The organism is Burkholderia sp. LMG 13014, assembly GCF_905232215.1.
Lineage (GTDB): Bacteria > Pseudomonadota > Gammaproteobacteria > Burkholderiales > Burkholderiaceae > Burkholderia.
Map to the genome: position 1 here is coordinate 1 of NZ_CAJNKE010000017.1, position 17278 is coordinate 17278.

General features: G+C 66.3%; 18 protein-coding genes and 1 pseudogene. 12 read left to right on the forward strand and 7 right to left on the reverse strand.

Translation table 11 applies throughout. The features are described from left to right. Nucleotides 1–295: pseudogene (locus JYJ84_RS04360) on the forward strand (cytosine deaminase); the annotation flags it as partial. 67 nt (nucleotides 296–362) lie between these two features. Further along, nucleotides 363–836, forward strand: a complete 474-nt coding sequence (locus JYJ84_RS04365) for a nuclear transport factor 2 family protein (protein ID WP_175222723.1) — start codon at nucleotides 363–365, stop codon at nucleotides 834–836. 169 nt (nucleotides 837–1005) lie between these two features. Here JYJ84_RS04365 and JYJ84_RS04370 read toward each other — a convergent pair whose 3' ends face one another. Then, a complete protein-coding gene (locus tag JYJ84_RS04370) occupies nucleotides 1006–1866 on the reverse strand; it encodes a LysR family transcriptional regulator (protein ID WP_122948315.1) in 861 nt (286 codons plus the stop codon). Nucleotides 1867–2449: 583 nt separating this feature from the next. Here JYJ84_RS04370 and JYJ84_RS04375 point away from each other — a divergent pair. Beyond that, nucleotides 2450–3253, forward strand: a complete 804-nt coding sequence (locus tag JYJ84_RS04375; RefSeq protein WP_174957907.1) for an ABC transporter substrate-binding protein — start codon at nucleotides 2450–2452, stop codon at nucleotides 3251–3253. A gap of 31 nt (nucleotides 3254–3284) precedes the next feature. Then, complete coding sequence (locus tag JYJ84_RS04380) at nucleotides 3285–4133, forward strand: phytanoyl-CoA dioxygenase family protein (RefSeq protein WP_011353689.1); 849 nt, start codon at nucleotides 3285–3287, stop codon at nucleotides 4131–4133. Between the two features lie 82 nt (nucleotides 4134–4215). Here JYJ84_RS04380 and hutC read toward each other — a convergent pair whose 3' ends face one another. Beyond that, nucleotides 4216–4953, reverse strand: coding sequence for a histidine utilization repressor (gene hutC / locus JYJ84_RS04385; RefSeq protein WP_122948313.1), 738 nt, complete (start codon nucleotides 4951–4953; stop codon nucleotides 4216–4218). Between the two features lie 30 nt (nucleotides 4954–4983). Beyond that, on the reverse strand, nucleotides 4984–5526 hold the full coding sequence (locus tag JYJ84_RS04390) for a helix-turn-helix domain-containing protein (protein ID WP_043186436.1): 543 nt from the start codon (nucleotides 5524–5526) through the stop codon (nucleotides 4984–4986). A gap of 134 nt (nucleotides 5527–5660) precedes the next feature. On the opposite strand from JYJ84_RS04390, the gene JYJ84_RS04395 reads away from it, so the two are divergent. From JYJ84_RS04395 to JYJ84_RS04405, 3 genes are read left to right on the forward strand one after another with little or no spacing between them, the layout of a single operon-like run. After that, on the forward strand, nucleotides 5661–6443 hold the full coding sequence (locus tag JYJ84_RS04395) for an aldolase (RefSeq protein ID WP_048988835.1): 783 nt from the start codon (nucleotides 5661–5663) through the stop codon (nucleotides 6441–6443). Nucleotides 6444–6493: 50 nt separating this feature from the next. After that, complete coding sequence (locus JYJ84_RS04400; RefSeq protein WP_175222724.1) at nucleotides 6494–7390, forward strand: dihydrodipicolinate synthase family protein; 897 nt, start codon at nucleotides 6494–6496, stop codon at nucleotides 7388–7390. Beyond that, nucleotides 7387–8094: an MOSC domain-containing protein gene (locus tag JYJ84_RS04405; protein ID WP_175222725.1), complete on the forward strand. Its 708-nt coding sequence runs from the start codon at nucleotides 7387–7389 to the stop codon at nucleotides 8092–8094. Before JYJ84_RS04400 ends, JYJ84_RS04405 begins: the two co-directional genes overlap by 4 nt. 21 nt (nucleotides 8095–8115) lie before the next feature. Here JYJ84_RS04405 and JYJ84_RS04410 read toward each other — a convergent pair whose 3' ends face one another. Further along, complete coding sequence (locus JYJ84_RS04410) at nucleotides 8116–8880, reverse strand: SDR family oxidoreductase (RefSeq protein ID WP_175222726.1); 765 nt, start codon at nucleotides 8878–8880, stop codon at nucleotides 8116–8118. A gap of 381 nt (nucleotides 8881–9261) precedes the next feature. Here JYJ84_RS04410 and JYJ84_RS04415 point away from each other — a divergent pair, with 381 nt between their 5' ends. Next, on the forward strand, nucleotides 9262–9969 hold the full coding sequence (locus JYJ84_RS04415; protein ID WP_089451609.1) for a YceH family protein: 708 nt from the start codon (nucleotides 9262–9264) through the stop codon (nucleotides 9967–9969). A gap of 90 nt (nucleotides 9970–10059) precedes the next feature. Here JYJ84_RS04415 and JYJ84_RS04420 read toward each other — a convergent pair whose 3' ends face one another. Genes JYJ84_RS04420 through JYJ84_RS04430 form a run of 3 tightly spaced genes read right to left on the reverse strand, consistent with a single transcriptional unit; the run spans nucleotide 10060 to nucleotide 12330 of the window. Next, a complete protein-coding gene (locus JYJ84_RS04420) occupies nucleotides 10060–11325 on the reverse strand; it encodes a hypothetical protein (RefSeq protein WP_175222727.1) in 1266 nt (421 codons plus the stop codon). Continuing rightward, on the reverse strand, nucleotides 11325–11807 hold the full coding sequence (locus tag JYJ84_RS04425; RefSeq protein ID WP_240201831.1) for a hypothetical protein: 483 nt from the start codon (nucleotides 11805–11807) through the stop codon (nucleotides 11325–11327). Before JYJ84_RS04425 ends, JYJ84_RS04420 begins: the two co-directional genes overlap by 1 nt. Then, nucleotides 11776–12330, reverse strand: coding sequence for a hypothetical protein (locus tag JYJ84_RS04430; protein WP_174957896.1), 555 nt, complete (start codon nucleotides 12328–12330; stop codon nucleotides 11776–11778). Before JYJ84_RS04430 ends, JYJ84_RS04425 begins: the two co-directional genes overlap by 32 nt. Before the next feature lie 403 nt (nucleotides 12331–12733). On the opposite strand from JYJ84_RS04430, the gene JYJ84_RS04435 reads away from it, so the two are divergent. The 4 genes from JYJ84_RS04435 (at nucleotide 12734) to cblA (ending at nucleotide 17275) form a co-directional block, all read left to right on the forward strand. After that, entirely contained in the window at nucleotides 12734–14050 is a 1317-nt protein-coding gene (locus JYJ84_RS04435; protein ID WP_122948303.1) for a lipase family protein, read from the forward strand. A gap of 194 nt (nucleotides 14051–14244) precedes the next feature. Then, a complete protein-coding gene (locus tag JYJ84_RS04440) occupies nucleotides 14245–15375 on the forward strand; it encodes a 3-deoxy-7-phosphoheptulonate synthase (protein WP_226216429.1) in 1131 nt (376 codons plus the stop codon). 574 nt (nucleotides 15376–15949) lie between these two features. Beyond that, nucleotides 15950–16771: a cable pilus chaperone CblB gene (cblB, locus tag JYJ84_RS04445; protein WP_175222728.1), complete on the forward strand. Its 822-nt coding sequence runs from the start codon at nucleotides 15950–15952 to the stop codon at nucleotides 16769–16771. Nucleotides 16772–16774: 3 nt separating this feature from the next. Continuing rightward, nucleotides 16775–17275, forward strand: coding sequence for a cable pilus major pilin CblA (gene cblA, locus JYJ84_RS04450; protein WP_174957894.1), 501 nt, complete (start codon nucleotides 16775–16777; stop codon nucleotides 17273–17275). Nucleotides 17276–17278 lie beyond the last annotated feature (3 nt).

Here is a 17278-nt window from a genome sequence, read left to right on the forward strand (position 1 = left end):
CGTGCGCGATACGTGGACGCCGTATGGATCGCCCGACATGCTCGAACGCGCGATGCTGATTGGCATGCGCAACGATTTCCGCCGCGACGATGCGCTCGAAGTCGCGCTCGACTGCGTGACGCACAGCGCGGCGCGCGGTTGCGGCTTCGATGGTTACGGGCTGCAGCCGGGCAGCCGCGCGGACGTCGTGCTCGTCGACGCGCTGACGTTCGCCGAGGCCGTCGTCGTGCGGCCGGTGCGGCGGCTCGTCGTGTCGTCGGGGAAGATCGTTGCGCGTAACGGCGCGCTGGTCTGAGTGAAGCGTGAGCGCGGCGTCGCCCCGGTATGATCCGGTTTTCAGCCGGATTTCCCGGGAGACGACGATGCGACGCACGACAGCGGCACGGGCCGCACGATGGATGGCGGCGGCCCTGTTCGCCGTGAGCGCCGCGCATGCGGTGGCGGCCGGGCCAACCGACGCGCAGCAGGAAGCCAACCGGCGGACGGTGCTCGCGTTCTACGAAAAAGGCCTGAACGAGAAAGACGCGGACGCCGCACTCGCGTATGTCGGCGATCGCTACGTGCAGCACAACCCGAACGCGGCCGACGGCCGCGACGGTTTCCGCAAGTTCGTCGCATTCCTGCGCGACAAATATCCGCAGTCGCACAGCGAGATCAAGCGCTCGTTCGTCGACGGCGACTACGTGATCCTGCACGTGCACGCGGTGCGCGAACCCGGCGCGCGCGGCAGCGCGATCATGGACATCTTCCGGCTCGAGAACGGCAAGATCGTCGAGCACTGGGACGTCAATCAACCCGTGCCCGAGCAGGCCGCGAACGGGAACACGATGTTCTGACGGGTACCGGGTACCGGGTACCGGGTGCTGAGTGCTGAGTGCTGAGTGCTGAGTGCCGAGTGCCGAGTGCCGAGTGCCGAGTGCCGCGCACCGGGCGTTTCGACGCGCCCGCGAGCCGTGCCGGTGCGGCGCCGCGGCGTCCTTTCCTTTGCCGCATCCGGCTTTCTTGCTACTCCTCGAGCTCCAGCATCGTTGCGAGCGACTTGGTCAGTTCGCTGACCATCGGATCGGCCGTCGGCCGATGCAGGATCGCGATGTCCATGTGCTCGATTGGCGCGAAACCCTGCTTCGCGGTCAGCACGACGTGCTCGTCCGTCACCACGCGCGCGGGCAGCACGCTGATGCCGAGCCCGTCCGCGACGGCGGCCTGGATGCCGCTCAGGCTCGACGTCGTGAAGCTGATCCGCCAGCGGCGGCCGCGCTCCTCGATCGCCTTGATCATGTCGTCGCGATAGAGCCCGCGCGGCGGAAACACGACGATCGGCACCGGGTCGAGATCGATCGACGGATGCTGCGCGCTGTCGATCCAGCGCAGCTTCTCGGGCCAGCGCACGACGGCCTCGCGGCTGTCGCGCCGCTGCTTGATCAGCACGAGGTCGAGCTCGCCCCGGTCGTACGCCGCGCTGATGTCGCGGCTCAGCCCGCACATCACTTCGAGCTTCACCTGCGGATGCTCGCGGTTGAACGCCGCGAGCGCATGCGTCGTGCGGCCCGCCGCGAAATCGTCGGGCACGCCGAGCCGGATCGTCAGCGCGACCGTGGTGCCCGACAGCGCTTCCAGCATTTCGTCGTTCAGCGCGATCATGCGCCGCGCATAGCTGAGCACCGTCACGCCCGCGTCGGTCGGCCGCACGTCGCGCGTGCCGCGGTCGAGCAGGCGGTGCCCGGCGATTTCCTCGAGCCGGCGCACCTTCTGGCTGACCGTCGACTGCGTCGAATGCAGGCGCGCGGAGGCCGTCGTGAAGCTGCCGCAGTCGGCGACCATCACGAGCGCGCGCAGCAGGTCGAGGTCGAACAGGGGTCTATTCATTTCTGCACTTCTGTGGATTCGAGCATTTCATTTCCAAATGCGTGCGACGACTTTTAACATGGCCGGACGCCGCGGGCAATCGCGGTTTCGCCGGACGCGGAGTGGCGTCGCGGGTCTGGCGTGATCTGCCGGTAGCGGGGGCGCGCCAGGGGGCCGCGAGGGCGGTCACTGTGACTAGCGGAGTGCATTCGCTACTTTCAATGCGGTATAGGGCGTGTCTCATGTGCCGGATCAGGAAGCGTCGGGCGAAGCCTCGTTTCGACGACTGGTATAGACATCGTGACCCCACTGATATCCGGAAAAACACGTCCTGTGGCGGGCGTGCGTCGTGCAGGGTAAACACCTCAAAAAGGCCAGAAAACCCCCACCAGACAGTCATTCTGCAAGCATCACTCCGTGCTTCTTTCCCAATCCAAGTCTCCGCTCACCCTCCACCCACCCCACCCCCGTTTCCCCCGCTTGCGCTCAAAAATTGAGCGGTCTAGACTGCAACGCAGTTTCATCGAAGTCCCTGTCTTTCGCGCAACGCTCCCCACCGGACGCCGGCGTTCGCCCGCCGCGTCGAGACTCTCAAGGACATGCCATGAACCGCACTGCAAAGCTCCTCGTTACCGCGCTGGCGTTCGCGCCGCTCGTGTCGTTCGCGCAGGACGCGTCGACGATCCGCTGGGGCATCGACCCCACGTATCCGCCGTTCGAGGCGAAGCAGCCCGACGGCTCGCTTGCCGGCTTCGACATCGACCTGCGCAATGCGATCTGCGAGCAACTGCATGCGAAGTGCGTGTGGGTCGAGCAGGGCTTCGACGGGATGATTCCGGCGCTGCGCGCGCGCAAGTTCGACGTGATCATGTCCGCGATGACCGCCACCGACGAGCGGCTCAAGCAGATCGACTTCTCGAACAAGCTGTATGCGTCGCCGGGCGCGCTCGTCGCGCCGGTCGGCTCGAAGCTGCTGCCGACCGCCGCATCGCTCGCGGGCAAGCGCATCGGGATCGACCAGGGCACGACGCAGGAGACGTACGCGAAGGCCGAATGGGCGACCAAGGGCGTGACGATCGTCTCGTACCAGAATCAGGACCAGGTGTACCAGGATCTCGTCAACGGCCGCCTCGACGCGACCTTCCAGGACAAGACGCAGGCCGGCTACTCGTTCCTGAAGACGCCGCGCGGCAAGGGCTACGCGTTCGCGGGCCCCGACGTGACCGACGTGCGGATCACCGGCTACGGCGTCGCGATGGGCGTGCGCAAGGGCGACGAAGCGATGAAGAAGCGGCTGAACGACGCGATCGTCGCGATTCGCGCGAACGGCACGTACCAGAAGATCGCCGCGAAATACTTCGACTTCGACATCTACGGCGCGAAGCAGCAACTGACTTCGGCACCGTGATTCCGTGATTCATTCAATCGACAGGCACACCATGACGAGTATCCAGGATCGCGTCGCGCAAGCCGTGACGCCCGAACTGATCGCCGCGTTTCGCGAGGAAGGGGCGGTCTGCATCAAGGGCATCTTCTCGCCCGACGAAGTCGCCGCGCTGCGCGCCGGCATCGACACGAATCTCGCACAGCCGAGCGAGCGCGCGAAAGTCGCGAGCCGGCCCGACGATCCCGGCTGGTTCTTCGAGGATTTCTGCAACTGGCAGCACAACGACGCGTATCGCGACTTCATCGTGCGCTCGCCGGCGCCGTCCGTCGCGGCCGCGCTGATGGGCACCGACAACGTGCGGCTGCATCACGACCACCTGCTCGTGAAGGAGCCCGGCACGCGGCAGCGCACGCCGTGGCACCAGGACCAGCCGTACTACAACATCGAAGGCGACGACAACGTCAGCATGTGGATTCCGGTCGATCCGGTGCCGCTCGAATCGACGCTGGAATTCGTCGCGGGCTCGCATCTCGGGCCGTGGCTGATGCCGCGCACGTTCATGGACAAGGAAGCGAAGTGGTTCCCGGAAGGCAGCCTGGCCGACCTGCCCGACATCGAGGGCGATCGCGCGGCGTTTCCGATCCGCCACTGGGCGCTGGAGCCTGGCGACATGGTGTGCTTCCGGATGCTCACGCTGCATGCGTCGGGCGGTACGCAGAATCGCCGCCGCGCGTTCTCGATCCGCTTCGTCGGCGACGATATCCGTCACGCGCCGCGCCGCTGGAAGACGTCGCCCGATTTCCCCGGGCTTGCGGAGCAGCTGCCTGACGGCGCGCCGCTCGATCACCCGCTGTTTCCGGTCGTGTGGTCGCGTGGCGCGGGGCAGGCCGGCGCGATCTGACGCCGGCGGGCGTGCATGACGGACGCGGCGGCCGTTTCCTGACGAAACGGCCGCCGTGCGTTTTTGTACTGGGGGAAAAGGATCAGGTCGGGTGGCGTCCGGCGCCCGGCTTGAAACGCGAGCCGAGCCGGTAGCGGTTGCCCGGATGCAGGAAATGCACGAACGTGACGGGCAGCCCGTTCGTCCAGGTGCGGCGCGTGAGCGTGAGACACGGCTCGTCGGCGCGCATGTCGAGCAGCTGCGCTTGTTCGCCGGTCGGCAGCGACGCATCGACCACGTGCTCGATTTCCAGTTCGTAGTGCGACACGTTGTTGTACAGGTACTCGGAGGGCGGTTCGACCTGGAAATCCTGGTCGATGAAGCCGGGCGCGGCGGCCGGGTTCACGTAACGATCCTCGAGCTGGATCGGGCGGCCGTTTTCCTCGTGCACGCACACCACATGAAACACCGGCGTGTTGACCGGCAGGCCGAACGCGGCCGCGACGTCGAACGACGCGGGTTCGCTCGACCGGCTCAGCACGCGGCAGCGATATTCGTGCCCGCGCGCGCGGATTTCGTCGCGGATGTGCGCGATCATCAGCAGATTCGACTGCGGCTTCACCTCGGCGACGAAGGTGCCGACGCCCGCGATGCGCTTCAGCACGCCTTCCTCGGTCAGCTCGCGCAGCGCGCGGTTGACCGTCATGCGCGCAACGCCGAACTGCGCGGCGAGATCGAGCTCGGACGGAATGCGGTCGCCGGGGCGCCAGTCGCCCGATTCGACGTTCTGGCGAACGAGCGTCTTGATCTGCTGGAACGGTGCGGTGGCCTTCGTGACCATCGGGGATCCTTGCGCGAAGAGGTGACGATGCTAGTCGTCGTGACTGACGACGACCAGGATCTCCGCCTGCGCGGTGCCGAGGCTGCGCGTGCGGTGCGGGATGAGTGCGTTGAAATAGACTGAATCGCCGGCCTTGAGTTGCACCGTCTCGTTCGGAAATTCGATTTCGACGCGCCCCTTGTGCACGAACAGGAATTCCTCGCCTTCGTGCTCGCGAAGCGTCGATGCGACGAATTCGTGCGGCGGATGCACGATGAACGGCAGCATCTTCTTCGGCGCGACGCCGGCCGCGATGCTCTCGAAGCGGTGCGCGTGGCTGTCGGCCGCCGCGCCCATCGCCGTGCGCTCGCCGGCACGCGTGACCGTGATCAGCTCGCGGTTGTGGCTTTCCGAGAACAACTGCTCGACATCGACATTCAGTGCCTTCGACAGCTTCAGCGCGACCGCGATCGACGGCACGCTCAGGCCGCGCTCGACTTTCGACAGGTAGCTCTTGGTGAGGCCCGTCTCGTCGGCCAGCACGTCGAGCGTCCAGCCCTTCTGTTTTCTGAGCAGCTTCAGGCGAATCGTCATGGGGCGCCAGGTGTCCTTCGAAAAACCGATTGTAACGCATGACACAAAGTGTCCTGTGGTGTATCGTGTGTCACGTGATGCCGGGGAAACGGCCGCGGACGGCGCGGCAGACCCGATCCATTCAGGAGGCGAACATGGCGGAAACGCTGAATTTGACGAAGGAGGCGCTGGTCGCGCTGGCGGAGCGGCGTCTGGACAACGCGGTGGGCGACAGCGGCTGGTCCGCGCGGCAGAAGCTCGCGCTCACGTGCCGGATCCTGTTCGACGCCGGTCACGATTCGGGCCTGGCCGGGCAGATCACCTGCCGCGCGGACGCCGCCGGCACGTACTACACGCAGCGGCTCGGGCTCGGCTTCGACGAGATCTCGGCCGCGAACCTGCTGCGCGTCAACGAGGATCTCGACGTCGTCGACGGCGAGGGCATCCCGAATCCGGCCAACCGGTTCCATACGTGGATCTACCGCGAGCGCCCGGACGTGAACTGCATCATCCATACGCATCCGGCGCACGTCGCGGCGCTATCGATGCTCGAGCAGCCGCTCGTCGTGTCGCACATGGATACCTGCCCGCTGTACGACGATTGCGCGTTCCTGAAAGACTGGCCCGGCGTGCCGGTCGGCAACGAGGAAGGCGAGATCATCTCGAAGGCGCTCGGCAGCAAGCGCGCGATCCTGCTGTCGCACCATGGGCAACTCGTGGTCGGCAAGACGATCGAGGAAGCCTGCATCCTCGCGCTGCTGATCGAGCGCGCCGCGAAGCTGCAACTGCTCGCGATGTCGGCCGGCGAGATCAAGCCGGTGCCGCCGGCGCTGGCGCGTGAAGCGCACGACTGGATTTCGAAGCCGAAGCGCGATGCGGTGACGTTCGACTACTACGCACGCCGGGCATTGCGCACGCATCAGGACTGCGTCGCGTGAATGTGCTCTTCGTTTTCGCCTAGTTCGATCATCACTGAGGAATACATATCGTGTCCATCTTGCTGAAAGGCATCATTGCCTACCCGGTTACCCCGTTCACCACTGACGGCGAAGTCGACCTGAAAGCGCTCGATGCGCTGATCGACCGCCTGATTGCCGACGGCGTCCACGCGATCGCGCCGCTGGGCAGTACCGGCGAAAGCGCGTACCTGTCCGACGCGGAATGGGAGGCGGTTGCCACCGCGTCGATTCGCGCGGTGCGCCGGCGCGTGCCGACCGTCGTCGGCATTTCCGATCTCACCACGGCGGGCGCGGTGCGCCGCGCGCGCTTCGCCGAACAGGCCGGCGCCGATGCGGTGATGGTGCTGCCGGTGTCGTACTGGAAACTCGCCAACGACGAGATCGTCGCGCACTATCGCGCGATCGGCGCTGCCATCGGCATCCCGATCATGCTGTACAACAACCCTGCGACGAGCGGCGTCGACATGTCGCCCGACCTGATCGCGACGATCTGCCGGGCCGTCGACAACGTGACGATGGTGAAGGAGAGCACCGGCGACATCGGGCGGATGCACCGGCTTGCTCAACTGAGCGACGGCGCGATCCCGTTCTACAACGGCAGCAATCCGATGGCGCTCGCCGCGCTTGCAGCGGGCGCGGCCGGATGGTGCACGGCCGCGCCGAACTTGAATGCGGCGTTGCCGCTGGCGCTGTTCGACGCGATGCGCGTGGGCGACCTGGCGCGCGCGCGGACGGTCTTTCATGCGCAGCTGCCGCTGCTGCAGTTCATCGTCAACGGCGGGTTGCCGGTGACCGTGAAGGCCGGGTTGCGCCTGCGCGGCTTCGATGCCGGCGAACCGAGGAAGCCGCTGATGCCGCTCGGCGACGCGCGCACGCGCGAGCTCGAACGGCTGCTCGCGACACTGCCGGACGGTGTGACGCCATGAACGATGCGGCACGGCCGGCGATCTCGGCCGCCATCGGCGCGGTGCGGGTCGGGTCGAGCCGGCCGCTGGCCGGCACACCGCACGCCAGCGCGATCGACAAGCAGGCGGTCGACTCGCGCCTGTGGCTGGGCACGCTCGGCTTCGCCGGCGACGAGCAGGCCGATGCGCGGCATCACGGCGGCCCCGACAAGGCGGTTCACCACTATGCGCACGATCACTATGCGTGGTGGTCCGCGCAGATCGGCACGCGCGACGTGCTCGCGCAACCGGGTGCGTTCGGCGAGAACCTGTCGACGCACGGTGTGACCGAGCACGACGTGTGTCTCGGCGACGTGTTCACGCTGGGCGGCGCCGTGCTTCAGGTGTCGCAGTCGCGGCAGCCGTGCTGGAAGCTCAATGCGCGTTTCGATCATCCGCGGATGGCCGCGCTCGTGCAGCAAAGCGGCCGAACGGGCTGGTACTACCGCGTGCTGCAGGAAGGTTGGGTGGCGCCGGGCGACGTGCTCGCGCTGCATCGGCGCGACTATCCGCAGTGGCCGCTGGCGGCCGTGCTCGACGTGCTGTACCGGCGCACGCTCGACATGGCCGCACTCGACGCGTTGTGCGACGTGCAGAACCTGCCGCCCGGCTGGCGCAAGATGCTCGACAAGCGCCGAGCGGAGCGACAGGTCGAAGACTGGACGAAGCGGCTCGAAGGGCGTTGACGGGCCGCGTGGCCGCGTGACTCAGTGGCTCGGCAGTTCCCGCACGTCGGCGGTCGGCACCGAACCGAACGCGTCGCTCAGCGCATAGCCGATCAACTGTCGCGCGGCTGCCTCAGGCGTCGCGAGCGCGCCGCTCGACTTCAGCTGGTCGAATTTCTCGCGCATCGGGAAGTTGTCTTCGCTGGTCGAGCGGATCGTCGCCTGCATGCCGGTATCGACGACGCCCGGCGCGACGCTGCAGATCCGCACGGCGCGGTTCGCGTCGAGCGCGACCGCACGTGCGTGGTGATCGAGTGCAGCCTTGGTCGCACAGTAGATGCTCCAGCCGGCGTACGCGTTGCGTGCCGCGCCGCTCGACACGTGCAGGATCCGGCATTCGGTCGTGGCCGATGCCGCCTGCGCGAGCGCGGCCGACAGCATCAGCGGCGCCGCGACGTTCACGCCGACCGCGCGCGCGACGATCGCCGGATCCTGCGCGGCGAGCGGGCCGATCGGATCGACGATGCCCGCGTTGTTGAACAGCAGCACGATCGACGCGCCGTCGACGAAGCGGCGCAGCGTATCGCCGGCCAGCCAGGCCGCGACGGCCGACGTGTCCGACAGGTCGAGTTCGATTTCAGCGAAACGGTCGCCGGCTTGCGACGCGAGCGACGGATGGCGGCTGCGTGACACGCCGAGTACGGCGACGCCTTCCAGCAGCAGTTGTTCGGCGAGCGACGCGCCGAGGCCGCGTGTGTGTCCGGTGACGATGGCGCGCACGTGCGGGGCGGAAGAGGATGCGGTCATGGCGGTGAGCGGTTCGAAGAGGTGAACGGATGAGCGGCGTCGACGCGCGGTGCGCATGCGCGGCGGCATGGCGTGCGGGACGGGCGATGCGTAGTGTTGCGTGCGAAGGCGGTCGCGCGGCGCCGCGGACGTCGGAGTGACGCATATCGTAGCGCCCGGCTGCGCGTCGCGCAAACGCGGCCGGGAGTAAGGCGGCGGAATCCGCCGCGCGGCACCGGCCGGCCGATACGTTGGACGAAAGCCGGCTGCGGCAAGTGCGCGCGTCGGCGCGCCGTGCGCCGCCCGGCCACGCGACGCGAGCTATCATATGGCTCGCCCGTGCGCGATGCCGGACGGGCCGCGACCGTTTCCCTTCACCTGCTGCACGCTGCGACGCCACTTATGAACACCACGCCGGATACGCCCACGCCACGCGCTCTTCGCGAACTCACGCCCCTCGAGGCCCGCATTCTCGGTGTGCTCGTCGAGAAACAGCACACGGTTCCGGACACCTATCCGCTGTCGCTGAATGCGCTGACCGCGGGCTGCAACCAGAAAACCGCGCGCTCGCCGGTGATGAACGTCAGCGAGGATGAAGTCACGACCGCGCTCGACGGGCTGAAGCACCTGAGCATCGTGATGGAAGGCAGCAGCAGCCGCGTGCCGCGTTTCGAGCACAACGTGAACCGCGTGCTCGGCATCCCGAGCCAGGCGATCGCGCTGCTGACGATCCTGCTGCTGCGCGGCCCGCAGACGGCCGCCGAACTCCGCCTGAACAGCGCGCGTCTGCACGGCTTCGCGGATATCTCGTCGGTCGAGGCGTTCCTCGACGAACTCGCGGCGCGCGCGCAGCCGCTCGTCATCCGGCTGCCGCGCGCGCCGGGCGCACGCGAGAATCGCTGGATGCACCTGATGTGCGGAGAAGTGAACGTGGCCGACTTCGCAAGCGCGGATGCCGGCGGTGCCGATTCCGTGCCGCCGTCCGAATTCGAAGCGCTGAAGGCCGAACAGAAGCGCCTCGCGGATGAAGTGGCGCGGCTGAATGCGCTGGTTCTGCGGATGGCTGGCGAGCTGGGCATCGACGTCGACGCGCCAGGCGACGCGTCCTGACGTAAATGGCGGCGGCGCATGTGCATCGCCCGGCCCCGTCGCCACGCGGCCGGGCTGGCGCGCGATGTCGATACCGCCAGCACCGCCGCGTTACTTCAGCTTGACGCCCGGGACGAGATAACGCGCGCCATCGGGCCTCAGGATCGGCGTGAGCGCCGCAAACGGCACATCGAGTTGCGGCCCGAGACAGGCGCCCGCCGCGTGACCGATTCCGGATACGACGAACGACAGCTTGCCGGGCGCATCGAGTTCGAACGCCAGATACTCGGGGAACACGTCGGCGCACGACAACGAAGTGCCTTCGCCGTCCGTCACTTGCAGCGCGTGTGTTGCCTTGTCACGCAACCGCGTAATGAAGCTCACCAGCGCGGGGCTCGTTCCCGGCTCGCCGTCCTTGCCCGCCGTAGTCGCGTCGATCACGCGATTCCAGTCGAGGTACGTACCACGCAGCAGGTCGAACGTGACCGGATCGTAGTGATTGTTCGGATGGGCGCCACCACAGTACGTACTGCCCGATTCGACGATGCCGAGCGCCGCAGGTGACAGCCACGTGACCGTCACGTGTTCATCGTCGTAGTCACCGAGCGAACCGGCGGCCGGCCCGTCGTCGGTGTAGCGGGTCGACGCGCATCCGAGCGCGGCGAGACTCATCCGCCAATGCTGCTGCTCGAGCAGGCGGTTGACCCGTGCCATGACCACCGGATCGGGATGGCGGCTCAGCCGCGGATACATGAGCTTCGTGCGCGGGTCGCGCCACATCCGGTACGCGACGGTGCCGCTTCCGATCTCGGGGCCGGCCGGCTGCGCGTGCCCGGCGAGCTTCAGCGTTGCATAAGGCGCCTGTCGCATGTCGATGGACACGCCGCTTGCGATATCGCTGCCGACGCCGCCGGCGATGCGGTCGGTGATGGCTTCGACGGAGCCGCGCGCAACCGCGTCGGGATCGTATTCAACGATGCGTCGCAGCGTGAAGCTGCGCGTCTTGCCGGTGCGCGCGTCGGTCCACTGGCCGCGATAGCCGTCCTTGTCCGGTGTGCCGCGCCAGGTTGCCGCTGGATGGTCGAAGTCGGCCTCGCCGCTGTCTCGCGTCATGTCGCGTACATCGTCCGGCAAAGCGCTTCGATCGAACGGCTCGACGAGCTGCGCGGGCTTGCCGTGCAGCGGAATGTCGACGCCGTACTGCGTATAGAAATAGCGGCCCGAGATCCTGCCGTCGCTCGCTGGACTGCTGTCGAGTTCCATGACGACCTCGCCGGCGCCTTGCAGCATGCCGCGATAGACGATGCGCGGCGCGGCGTCGGCTGCCCCCGCGCGCAGCGCGATCAGCACCAGCACAATCCGGATCAGTGGGCGCATCACCAGCGGCACCCGGTCTGTTCCGATGCGTCGACATCCAACGCGCGGCCGAACGCAGTCTTCTTGCCGGTGCGCGCTTGGGTGTAGGTCATCGAATAGATGATTGCGCCCTGGGACATCATTTCGTAACGCCCGTTGATCCTGCCGTCGACCATTTCGACCCAGGTCGTCGTGTACTGATGCGGACGGCTTTCGTCGAGCACGGCATCTTCCTCGTGCTCGATCACCAGCGGCAGCGCGGTTTTCGATTGCGCATACCGGACCATGCCGCCCGACCATTTAACCGCATCGTCATAGTAGGTACGCATCTCGAAGCGCACGGGCTTGTCGCCCTCCGACCGGAAGCAGAACACGTCGGTGGACACCTTGGCGAATGCCGGCAGCGACAGGCAGAGCAGCACGGTGGTGACGATTTTTTTCATGGCGTTGTGTGAGAAATGAAGCGGCACGTCAACCGATGCTGATCCGCGTGGCGCCCGCATCGACGAGCTGGAACAGCAGATCCTCGACGGCCGCTCCTGGCGCGGAGCCGAGATCCGCATTGACGCGCCACCCGTGCTCCGTGCGAACGGGTTCCGACAGATAGTGAACGATGGCATGCAGCCCGTCGTCGCCCGGCGTGTTCTCGTCGTCGACATCGAACCACGCGAAGAACCACGTCTTGAACGCGTCGACCGCCGCGCTTTCGTCGAGACCGTCGGCCTCGATTGTGGCCCAGTCCCACACGAACGGGCGAATCGACACGGCCGCCGTTTCGAGGGTGAACGCGAACGGCTCGAAATCCAGCTGCGTGGTCGAATCGACCATTGCCGGCTGGCCGGCCGATTCGCCTTCGGTTGCGATGAGGTCGGACCGGCACGGCAACGCGAGCGGCCCTTCGGTTGCGAGCGTGCCGTCGGCCCGCCGGTAGGCCGGCTCGACGAATACGGCCGGTTGCGCAGCCGCTTTCGCGAGCCGGTCGGCATACGGTTGGCGGATGGCGCGGAGCAGTTCGGAGACGGTCATCGTGGCGTGTCGGTTGGGCTGGGAACGATCGGTCACAGGCGGGCGGTGCGCCGCGCGGCCGGCATCGCACGACGCGGCCTTCGGTACCGGACAGCCGTGATCGTACGGCACTTCGGCAAAACGCGGACAGTCGGCCGGACGGCCGGAGCGACCTGCATCGCGCGGCGACGGGTTTAGACGTTTACCTTCAAACAATGGAAAACGTCCATCGAGCGCGGGCGCGTTGTGCTTCAATGAATCCGGTTGGTACTCCTACTAAAATTACAAATTCAGAACAACCTGGATCATTCATTCACAGGAGACAGTCGATGGCTTGGAAACGGTTTTGAAGCGGCACGCACGATGGTCTGCAGCACCGCCCAACTTCCTTCGATGAAAGCAGGTTATCCCAGGGGCTCCACCCATGTCCTCCCGACGTTTCATGATGGCCGCGGCCGCCGTGTCCGCCACGCTGGCCATCGCCGCGCCGCTGGCCACCGCCGCCGCGCCGACCGTATCCGACCCGTTCTACACGTACACCGGCACCACGCCGCTGGCATCGATTCCACCGGGCACGGTGCTGAAGACGCGCAACGTCACCTATCACGTGGCCGGCATCCCCACCGCGCTGACCGCGCAGCAGTTGCTGTATCGCACCCAAAACGCGCTGAACCAGCCGGTCGTCAACGTGACGTCCGTGATCCGGAGCCAGGTCAGCAACGGCCAGGCCATCTCGTACCAGTCGGCCTACGATTCGCTGAACCCGTACGACGAGCCGTCGCAGGTGATCGCCGGCGACCGCGACGTGACCAAGGTCATCAACGTCGGCACATTGCTCTACAGCGCGGAATCGATTCCGCTGTCGACGCTGCTGCTGCTGGGCTACAACGTCATCGTGCCCGATACGGAAGGCCAGACGGCCGACTTTGCTGCCGGCCCCGAATACGGGATGACGACGCTCGATTCGATCCGCGCGGCGCTCAATACGCCGTCGACCGGCCTGAATCCGTCGAGCAAGGTCGCGATGATCGGCTATTCCGGCGGCGCGATCGCGACGAACTGGGCCGCGCAGCTCGCGCCGAGCTATGCGCCCGAGATCAACAGGCAGCTCGTCGGCGCGGCGGAAGGCGGCGTGCTGGTCGATCCCGCACACAACCTGCGCTATGTCGACGGCAGCATCGTGTGGGGCGGCGTGGCCGCGGCCGCGCTGGCCGGGCTGTCGCGCGGCTACGGCTTCGACCTGACGCCCTATCTCAGCGATACCGGCGTCGCCGTGTTCAAGGACATCCAGAGCCAGTCGCTCGCCTACATCCTGCCGAAGTACACGGGGCTGCACTGGGGCACGCTGTTCAAGCCGCAATACGCGAACGACATCAACAGCATTCCCGTGTACGTGACGTATGCGAACAAGGTGAATGCGGGGCTGGCCGCATCGCCGACGATCCCGATGTTCATCGGCCAGGGCACGGCGGGCGCGCTCGATGGCACGTTCAGCAGCCAGGTAGGCGACGGCGTGATGATGGCGTACGACGTGCGCGCGCTGGCGCAGAAGTTCTGCGCGAGCGGCACGCCGGTCACGTACACCGAGTATCCGCTCGAGCATGCGGGCGCGATCGTGCCGTGGGTGGCCGGCATGCTGCCGTGGCTCTACGACCGCTTCAACGGGAAAGCCGCACCGAGCAACTGCTGGCTGACGTCGCTGCTGCCGAGCAATTCGCTGGCGCCCGAGACGCTGCATTAGCCGCAACGCCGCGCGTGATGCGGCGCGTGGCCGGGCGACCCCTCGTGGGTCGCCTTTTTTCTTTTCGCCTGTTGATCTCCGTCGCGCTGCCGTCATGCGGCCGCGCCCGTTCCCCCGCTGCAACCCGCCGCCGCCCCGCCCGGGTGCCATAATCGAGTCTGCCCATCATTCCAGACGTCCCCCGGAGAATCACCATGCAGAACCTCGACAATCCTTCCCACGATCGCGAGGTAGGCAGCGCCGACGCGACGCAGGACACCACCCGCATCGACGACGTCCGCATCGGCGCCGTGCGCCCGCTGATTTCGCCGGCGCTGCTGCTGGACGAACTGCCGGTGCCGGCCGCCACACAGACGCTCGTCGAGGATACGCGCCGCGCGATCGGCGACATCCTGCACGGCCGCGACGACCGGCTGCTGCTCGTCGTCGGCCCGTGCTCGATCCACGATCACGACCAGGCACTGGAATACGCGCGCCGTCTGAAGGTGGCCGCCGATGCGTTGAAGGACGACCTGCTGATCACGATGCGCGTCTACTTCGAGAAGCCGCGCACGACGGTCGGCTGGAAGGGCTACATCAACGATCCGCGCCTCGACGGCAGCTTCCGCATCAACGAAGGGCTGCGCGCCGCGCGGCAACTGCTGCTCGACATCAATGCGCTCGGCCTGCCGGCGTCGACCGAATTCCTCGACCTGCTGAGCCCGCAGTACATCGCCGACCTGATCGCGTGGGGCGCGATCGGCGCGCGCACGACCGAGAGCCAGAGCCATCGCCAGCTCGCGTCGGGCCTGAGCTGCCCGATCGGCTTCAAGAACGGCACCGACGGCGGCGTGCAGGTCGCGTCCGACGCGATCGTCGCCGCGGCCGCGAGCCATGCGTTCATGGGGATGACGAAGATGGGGATGGCCGCGATCTTCGAGACGCGCGGCAACGACGACGCGCACGTGATCCTGCGCGGCGGCAAGAACGGCCCGAACTACGACGCCGAACATGTCGAGGCGAGCTGCGCGGTGCTGCGCAAGGCCGGCTTGCGCGAGCAGGTGATGGTCGACTGCTCGCATGCGAACTCGAACAAGTCGCACGACCGGCAGATCGACGTCGCGCAGGATCTCGCGCGGCAGCTGGGGCAGGGCGAGCACCGGATCGTCGGCGTGATGGTCGAGAGCCATCTCGAAGCCGGGCGCCAGGACCTGAAGCCGGGCGTGGCGCTGAAATACGGCGTATCGATCACCGATGCGTGCCTGAGCTGGACGCAGACGGAGCCGGTGCTCGACGTGCTGGCGGAGGCGGTGCGGCATCGCAGGGTGTATTCGCGGAATGCGTGAGGTAACGGCGGCGGGTTAGCGCTCGCCGTCTTCATTTGCGGCACGTCAACGACGATTGGCGCCGAGCCAGTTGTTTCATCCCGTCGGATGCGTGCTCGCCCGCGTTTTCAACGTCGCATCGCGCGCCGGCATCCTGCCCGCGCGTCTTCCCGTCTCGATTGCCCGGTAGCCCCGGTCGGTGTTTTGTGAGCCGCTCCGTTCGGAAACGTCTCGCGAGCGTGTTTTCCTGTCGCCCGTCGCGTTCCGTTTCACTATGCGGATCGCGGGTATTGGGGCCCTTATAGTCGCATTAGTCCTACTGATTGGTGCAGAAGCATCAAATTTAGGACAAATCCTATATTCCGTGCCCGTCCGTTTAGTCAAAATCCTAATCAAGCAATGCGTTGCGATAGCCGGTGTGCCTGACACGGCGCCGGATAGGCAAAGCGCTGGAGATTCCGCAGTTGCCTGAATGATCGGGCTGCCGCTTGCAGCCCGCATCGACGAAGGGCTTCATGACAAGTCGCCTGGAATCTGACTCGAGCGAGGTTTGACTGCTCGCGAATGCGCGAAATGGATTCTATATCGATAAGTTATGCAAATTATTTTTGACAGGAAATACCGCCCGCACCGGATGTCGCTGGGCGCAATCGCGATGTCGCTTGCCTCGTCGATCGCCAGCGCGAACATGCTGGTCTATCCGATGGCGGCGTCGATCGGCACTGGCAAGGAGTCGGCTGCCGAGCTGCGCATCTATTCGAAATCCGATGCGACGCAATACGTGAAGGCGATCGCGAAGCGCGTGATCGATCCGGCGACGGATCACGAGCGCGAGGAGGCCGGCATGAACTCCGGCGACGACGCGATCGTGATCTCGCCGGCCAAGTTCGCGTTGCCGGCCGGTGGCACGCGGCTCGTGCGGGTGATCCCGCTCGGCGTGCCGCAGAAGGAGGCGCTGTATCGCGTCTATCTGCAGCCTGCGGCGGCGCCGTCAGACGACGAATCCGGCGCACCGGGTGATGTCTCCGGCAAGGTCAACTTCAGCCTCGTCTGGGCGCCGCTCATCCGTGTGCTGCCGAAGACGGTCGTGCCTGATTTCAACGTGTCGAACGGCGCACTGGTCAATACCGGCAACGTCCGGATCGGCTTGCTCGAAGCCGGCGCGTGCCAGTCCGAGCAGGACGAAGCATCGTGCGAGTGGAAAAAATTTGATCGCAGCGTCTACCCGGACCAGCAATTCACGCTGAAGGGGCTGCGTGCCGCACCTTATGTGCGAATCCGATATCGAGTAGGGGGAATGGCAGACGTACAGCAGAAGGTTGTGCGTGCGCATTCCGTCGACGCGATGAACGCGCCGAGCGCAAATAACGAGACCCAGGCGGGTCACACCATTGTTTCAACCAACCAGAAGGACTAACCCATGCTGAAATTCATTCCGATCGCTGCCGCCGCCCTGATGTCGATGTCGGCGCACGCCGTTCAGAAGGACATCACCGTCACCGCCAACGTCGACACGACGCTCGAAATGCTGTCGGCGGACGGCTCGGCACTGCCGACCACCATGCAGATGCAATATCTGCCGGGCTCGGGCCTTCAGGCCGCGCAGGTGAACACGAAGATCTTCACCAACGACAAGGCGAAGGATCTGCAGATTCGCCTCGCGAGCACGCCGGCGCTGAAGAACCAGACGAATCCGGGCGCAGCGGAGATTCCGCTGGCGGTCAAGCTGGGCGCCACCGAGGTGACCACCACGGCGACGACGCTGAAGGTGGCTGAGCTGTTCCCGGGCGAACTGGCGCAAGGCTCGAACGTGCTGCCGCTGTCGATCGAACAGACGAAGGTCGAACCCGTCACGGCTTCCGGCAACTACCAGGGGCTCGTCAGCGTGATTCTTACGCAGAGCGCGGCGTCGGGCAGCTAAGCC

Coding starts and splice junctions, on each gene's coding strand:
- JYJ84_RS04420 (WP_175222727.1), bottom strand. CDS start 11,325: ATGCGCCCACTGATCCGGATTGTGCTGGTGCTGATCGCGCTGCGCGCG.
- JYJ84_RS04390 (WP_043186436.1), bottom strand. CDS start 5,526: ATGACGATTCGCCTGAAGCTGCTCAGAAAACAGAAGGGCTGGACGCTC.
- JYJ84_RS04365 (WP_175222723.1), top strand. CDS start 363: ATGCGACGCACGACAGCGGCACGGGCCGCACGATGGATGGCGGCGGCC.
- JYJ84_RS04405 (WP_175222725.1), top strand. CDS start 7,387: ATGAACGATGCGGCACGGCCGGCGATCTCGGCCGCCATCGGCGCGGTG.
- hutC (WP_122948313.1), bottom strand. CDS start 4,953: ATGGTCACGAAGGCCACCGCACCGTTCCAGCAGATCAAGACGCTCGTT.
- JYJ84_RS04380 (WP_011353689.1), top strand. CDS start 3,285: ATGACGAGTATCCAGGATCGCGTCGCGCAAGCCGTGACGCCCGAACTG.
- JYJ84_RS04410 (WP_175222726.1), bottom strand. CDS start 8,880: ATGACCGCATCCTCTTCCGCCCCGCACGTGCGCGCCATCGTCACCGGA.
- JYJ84_RS04425 (WP_240201831.1), bottom strand. CDS start 11,807: ATGCGGGCGCCACGCGGATCAGCATCGGTTGACGTGCCGCTTCATTTC.
- JYJ84_RS04375 (WP_174957907.1), top strand. CDS start 2,450: ATGAACCGCACTGCAAAGCTCCTCGTTACCGCGCTGGCGTTCGCGCCG.
- JYJ84_RS04440 (WP_226216429.1), top strand. CDS start 14,245: ATGCAGAACCTCGACAATCCTTCCCACGATCGCGAGGTAGGCAGCGCC.
- JYJ84_RS04370 (WP_122948315.1), bottom strand. CDS start 1,866: ATGAATAGACCCCTGTTCGACCTCGACCTGCTGCGCGCGCTCGTGATG.
- JYJ84_RS04430 (WP_174957896.1), bottom strand. CDS start 12,330: ATGACCGTCTCCGAACTGCTCCGCGCCATCCGCCAACCGTATGCCGAC.
- cblA (WP_174957894.1), top strand. CDS start 16,775: ATGCTGAAATTCATTCCGATCGCTGCCGCCGCCCTGATGTCGATGTCG.
- JYJ84_RS04395 (WP_048988835.1), top strand. CDS start 5,661: ATGGCGGAAACGCTGAATTTGACGAAGGAGGCGCTGGTCGCGCTGGCG.
- cblB (WP_175222728.1), top strand. CDS start 15,950: ATGCAAATTATTTTTGACAGGAAATACCGCCCGCACCGGATGTCGCTG.
- JYJ84_RS04415 (WP_089451609.1), top strand. CDS start 9,262: ATGAACACCACGCCGGATACGCCCACGCCACGCGCTCTTCGCGAACTC.
- JYJ84_RS04435 (WP_122948303.1), top strand. CDS start 12,734: ATGTCCTCCCGACGTTTCATGATGGCCGCGGCCGCCGTGTCCGCCACG.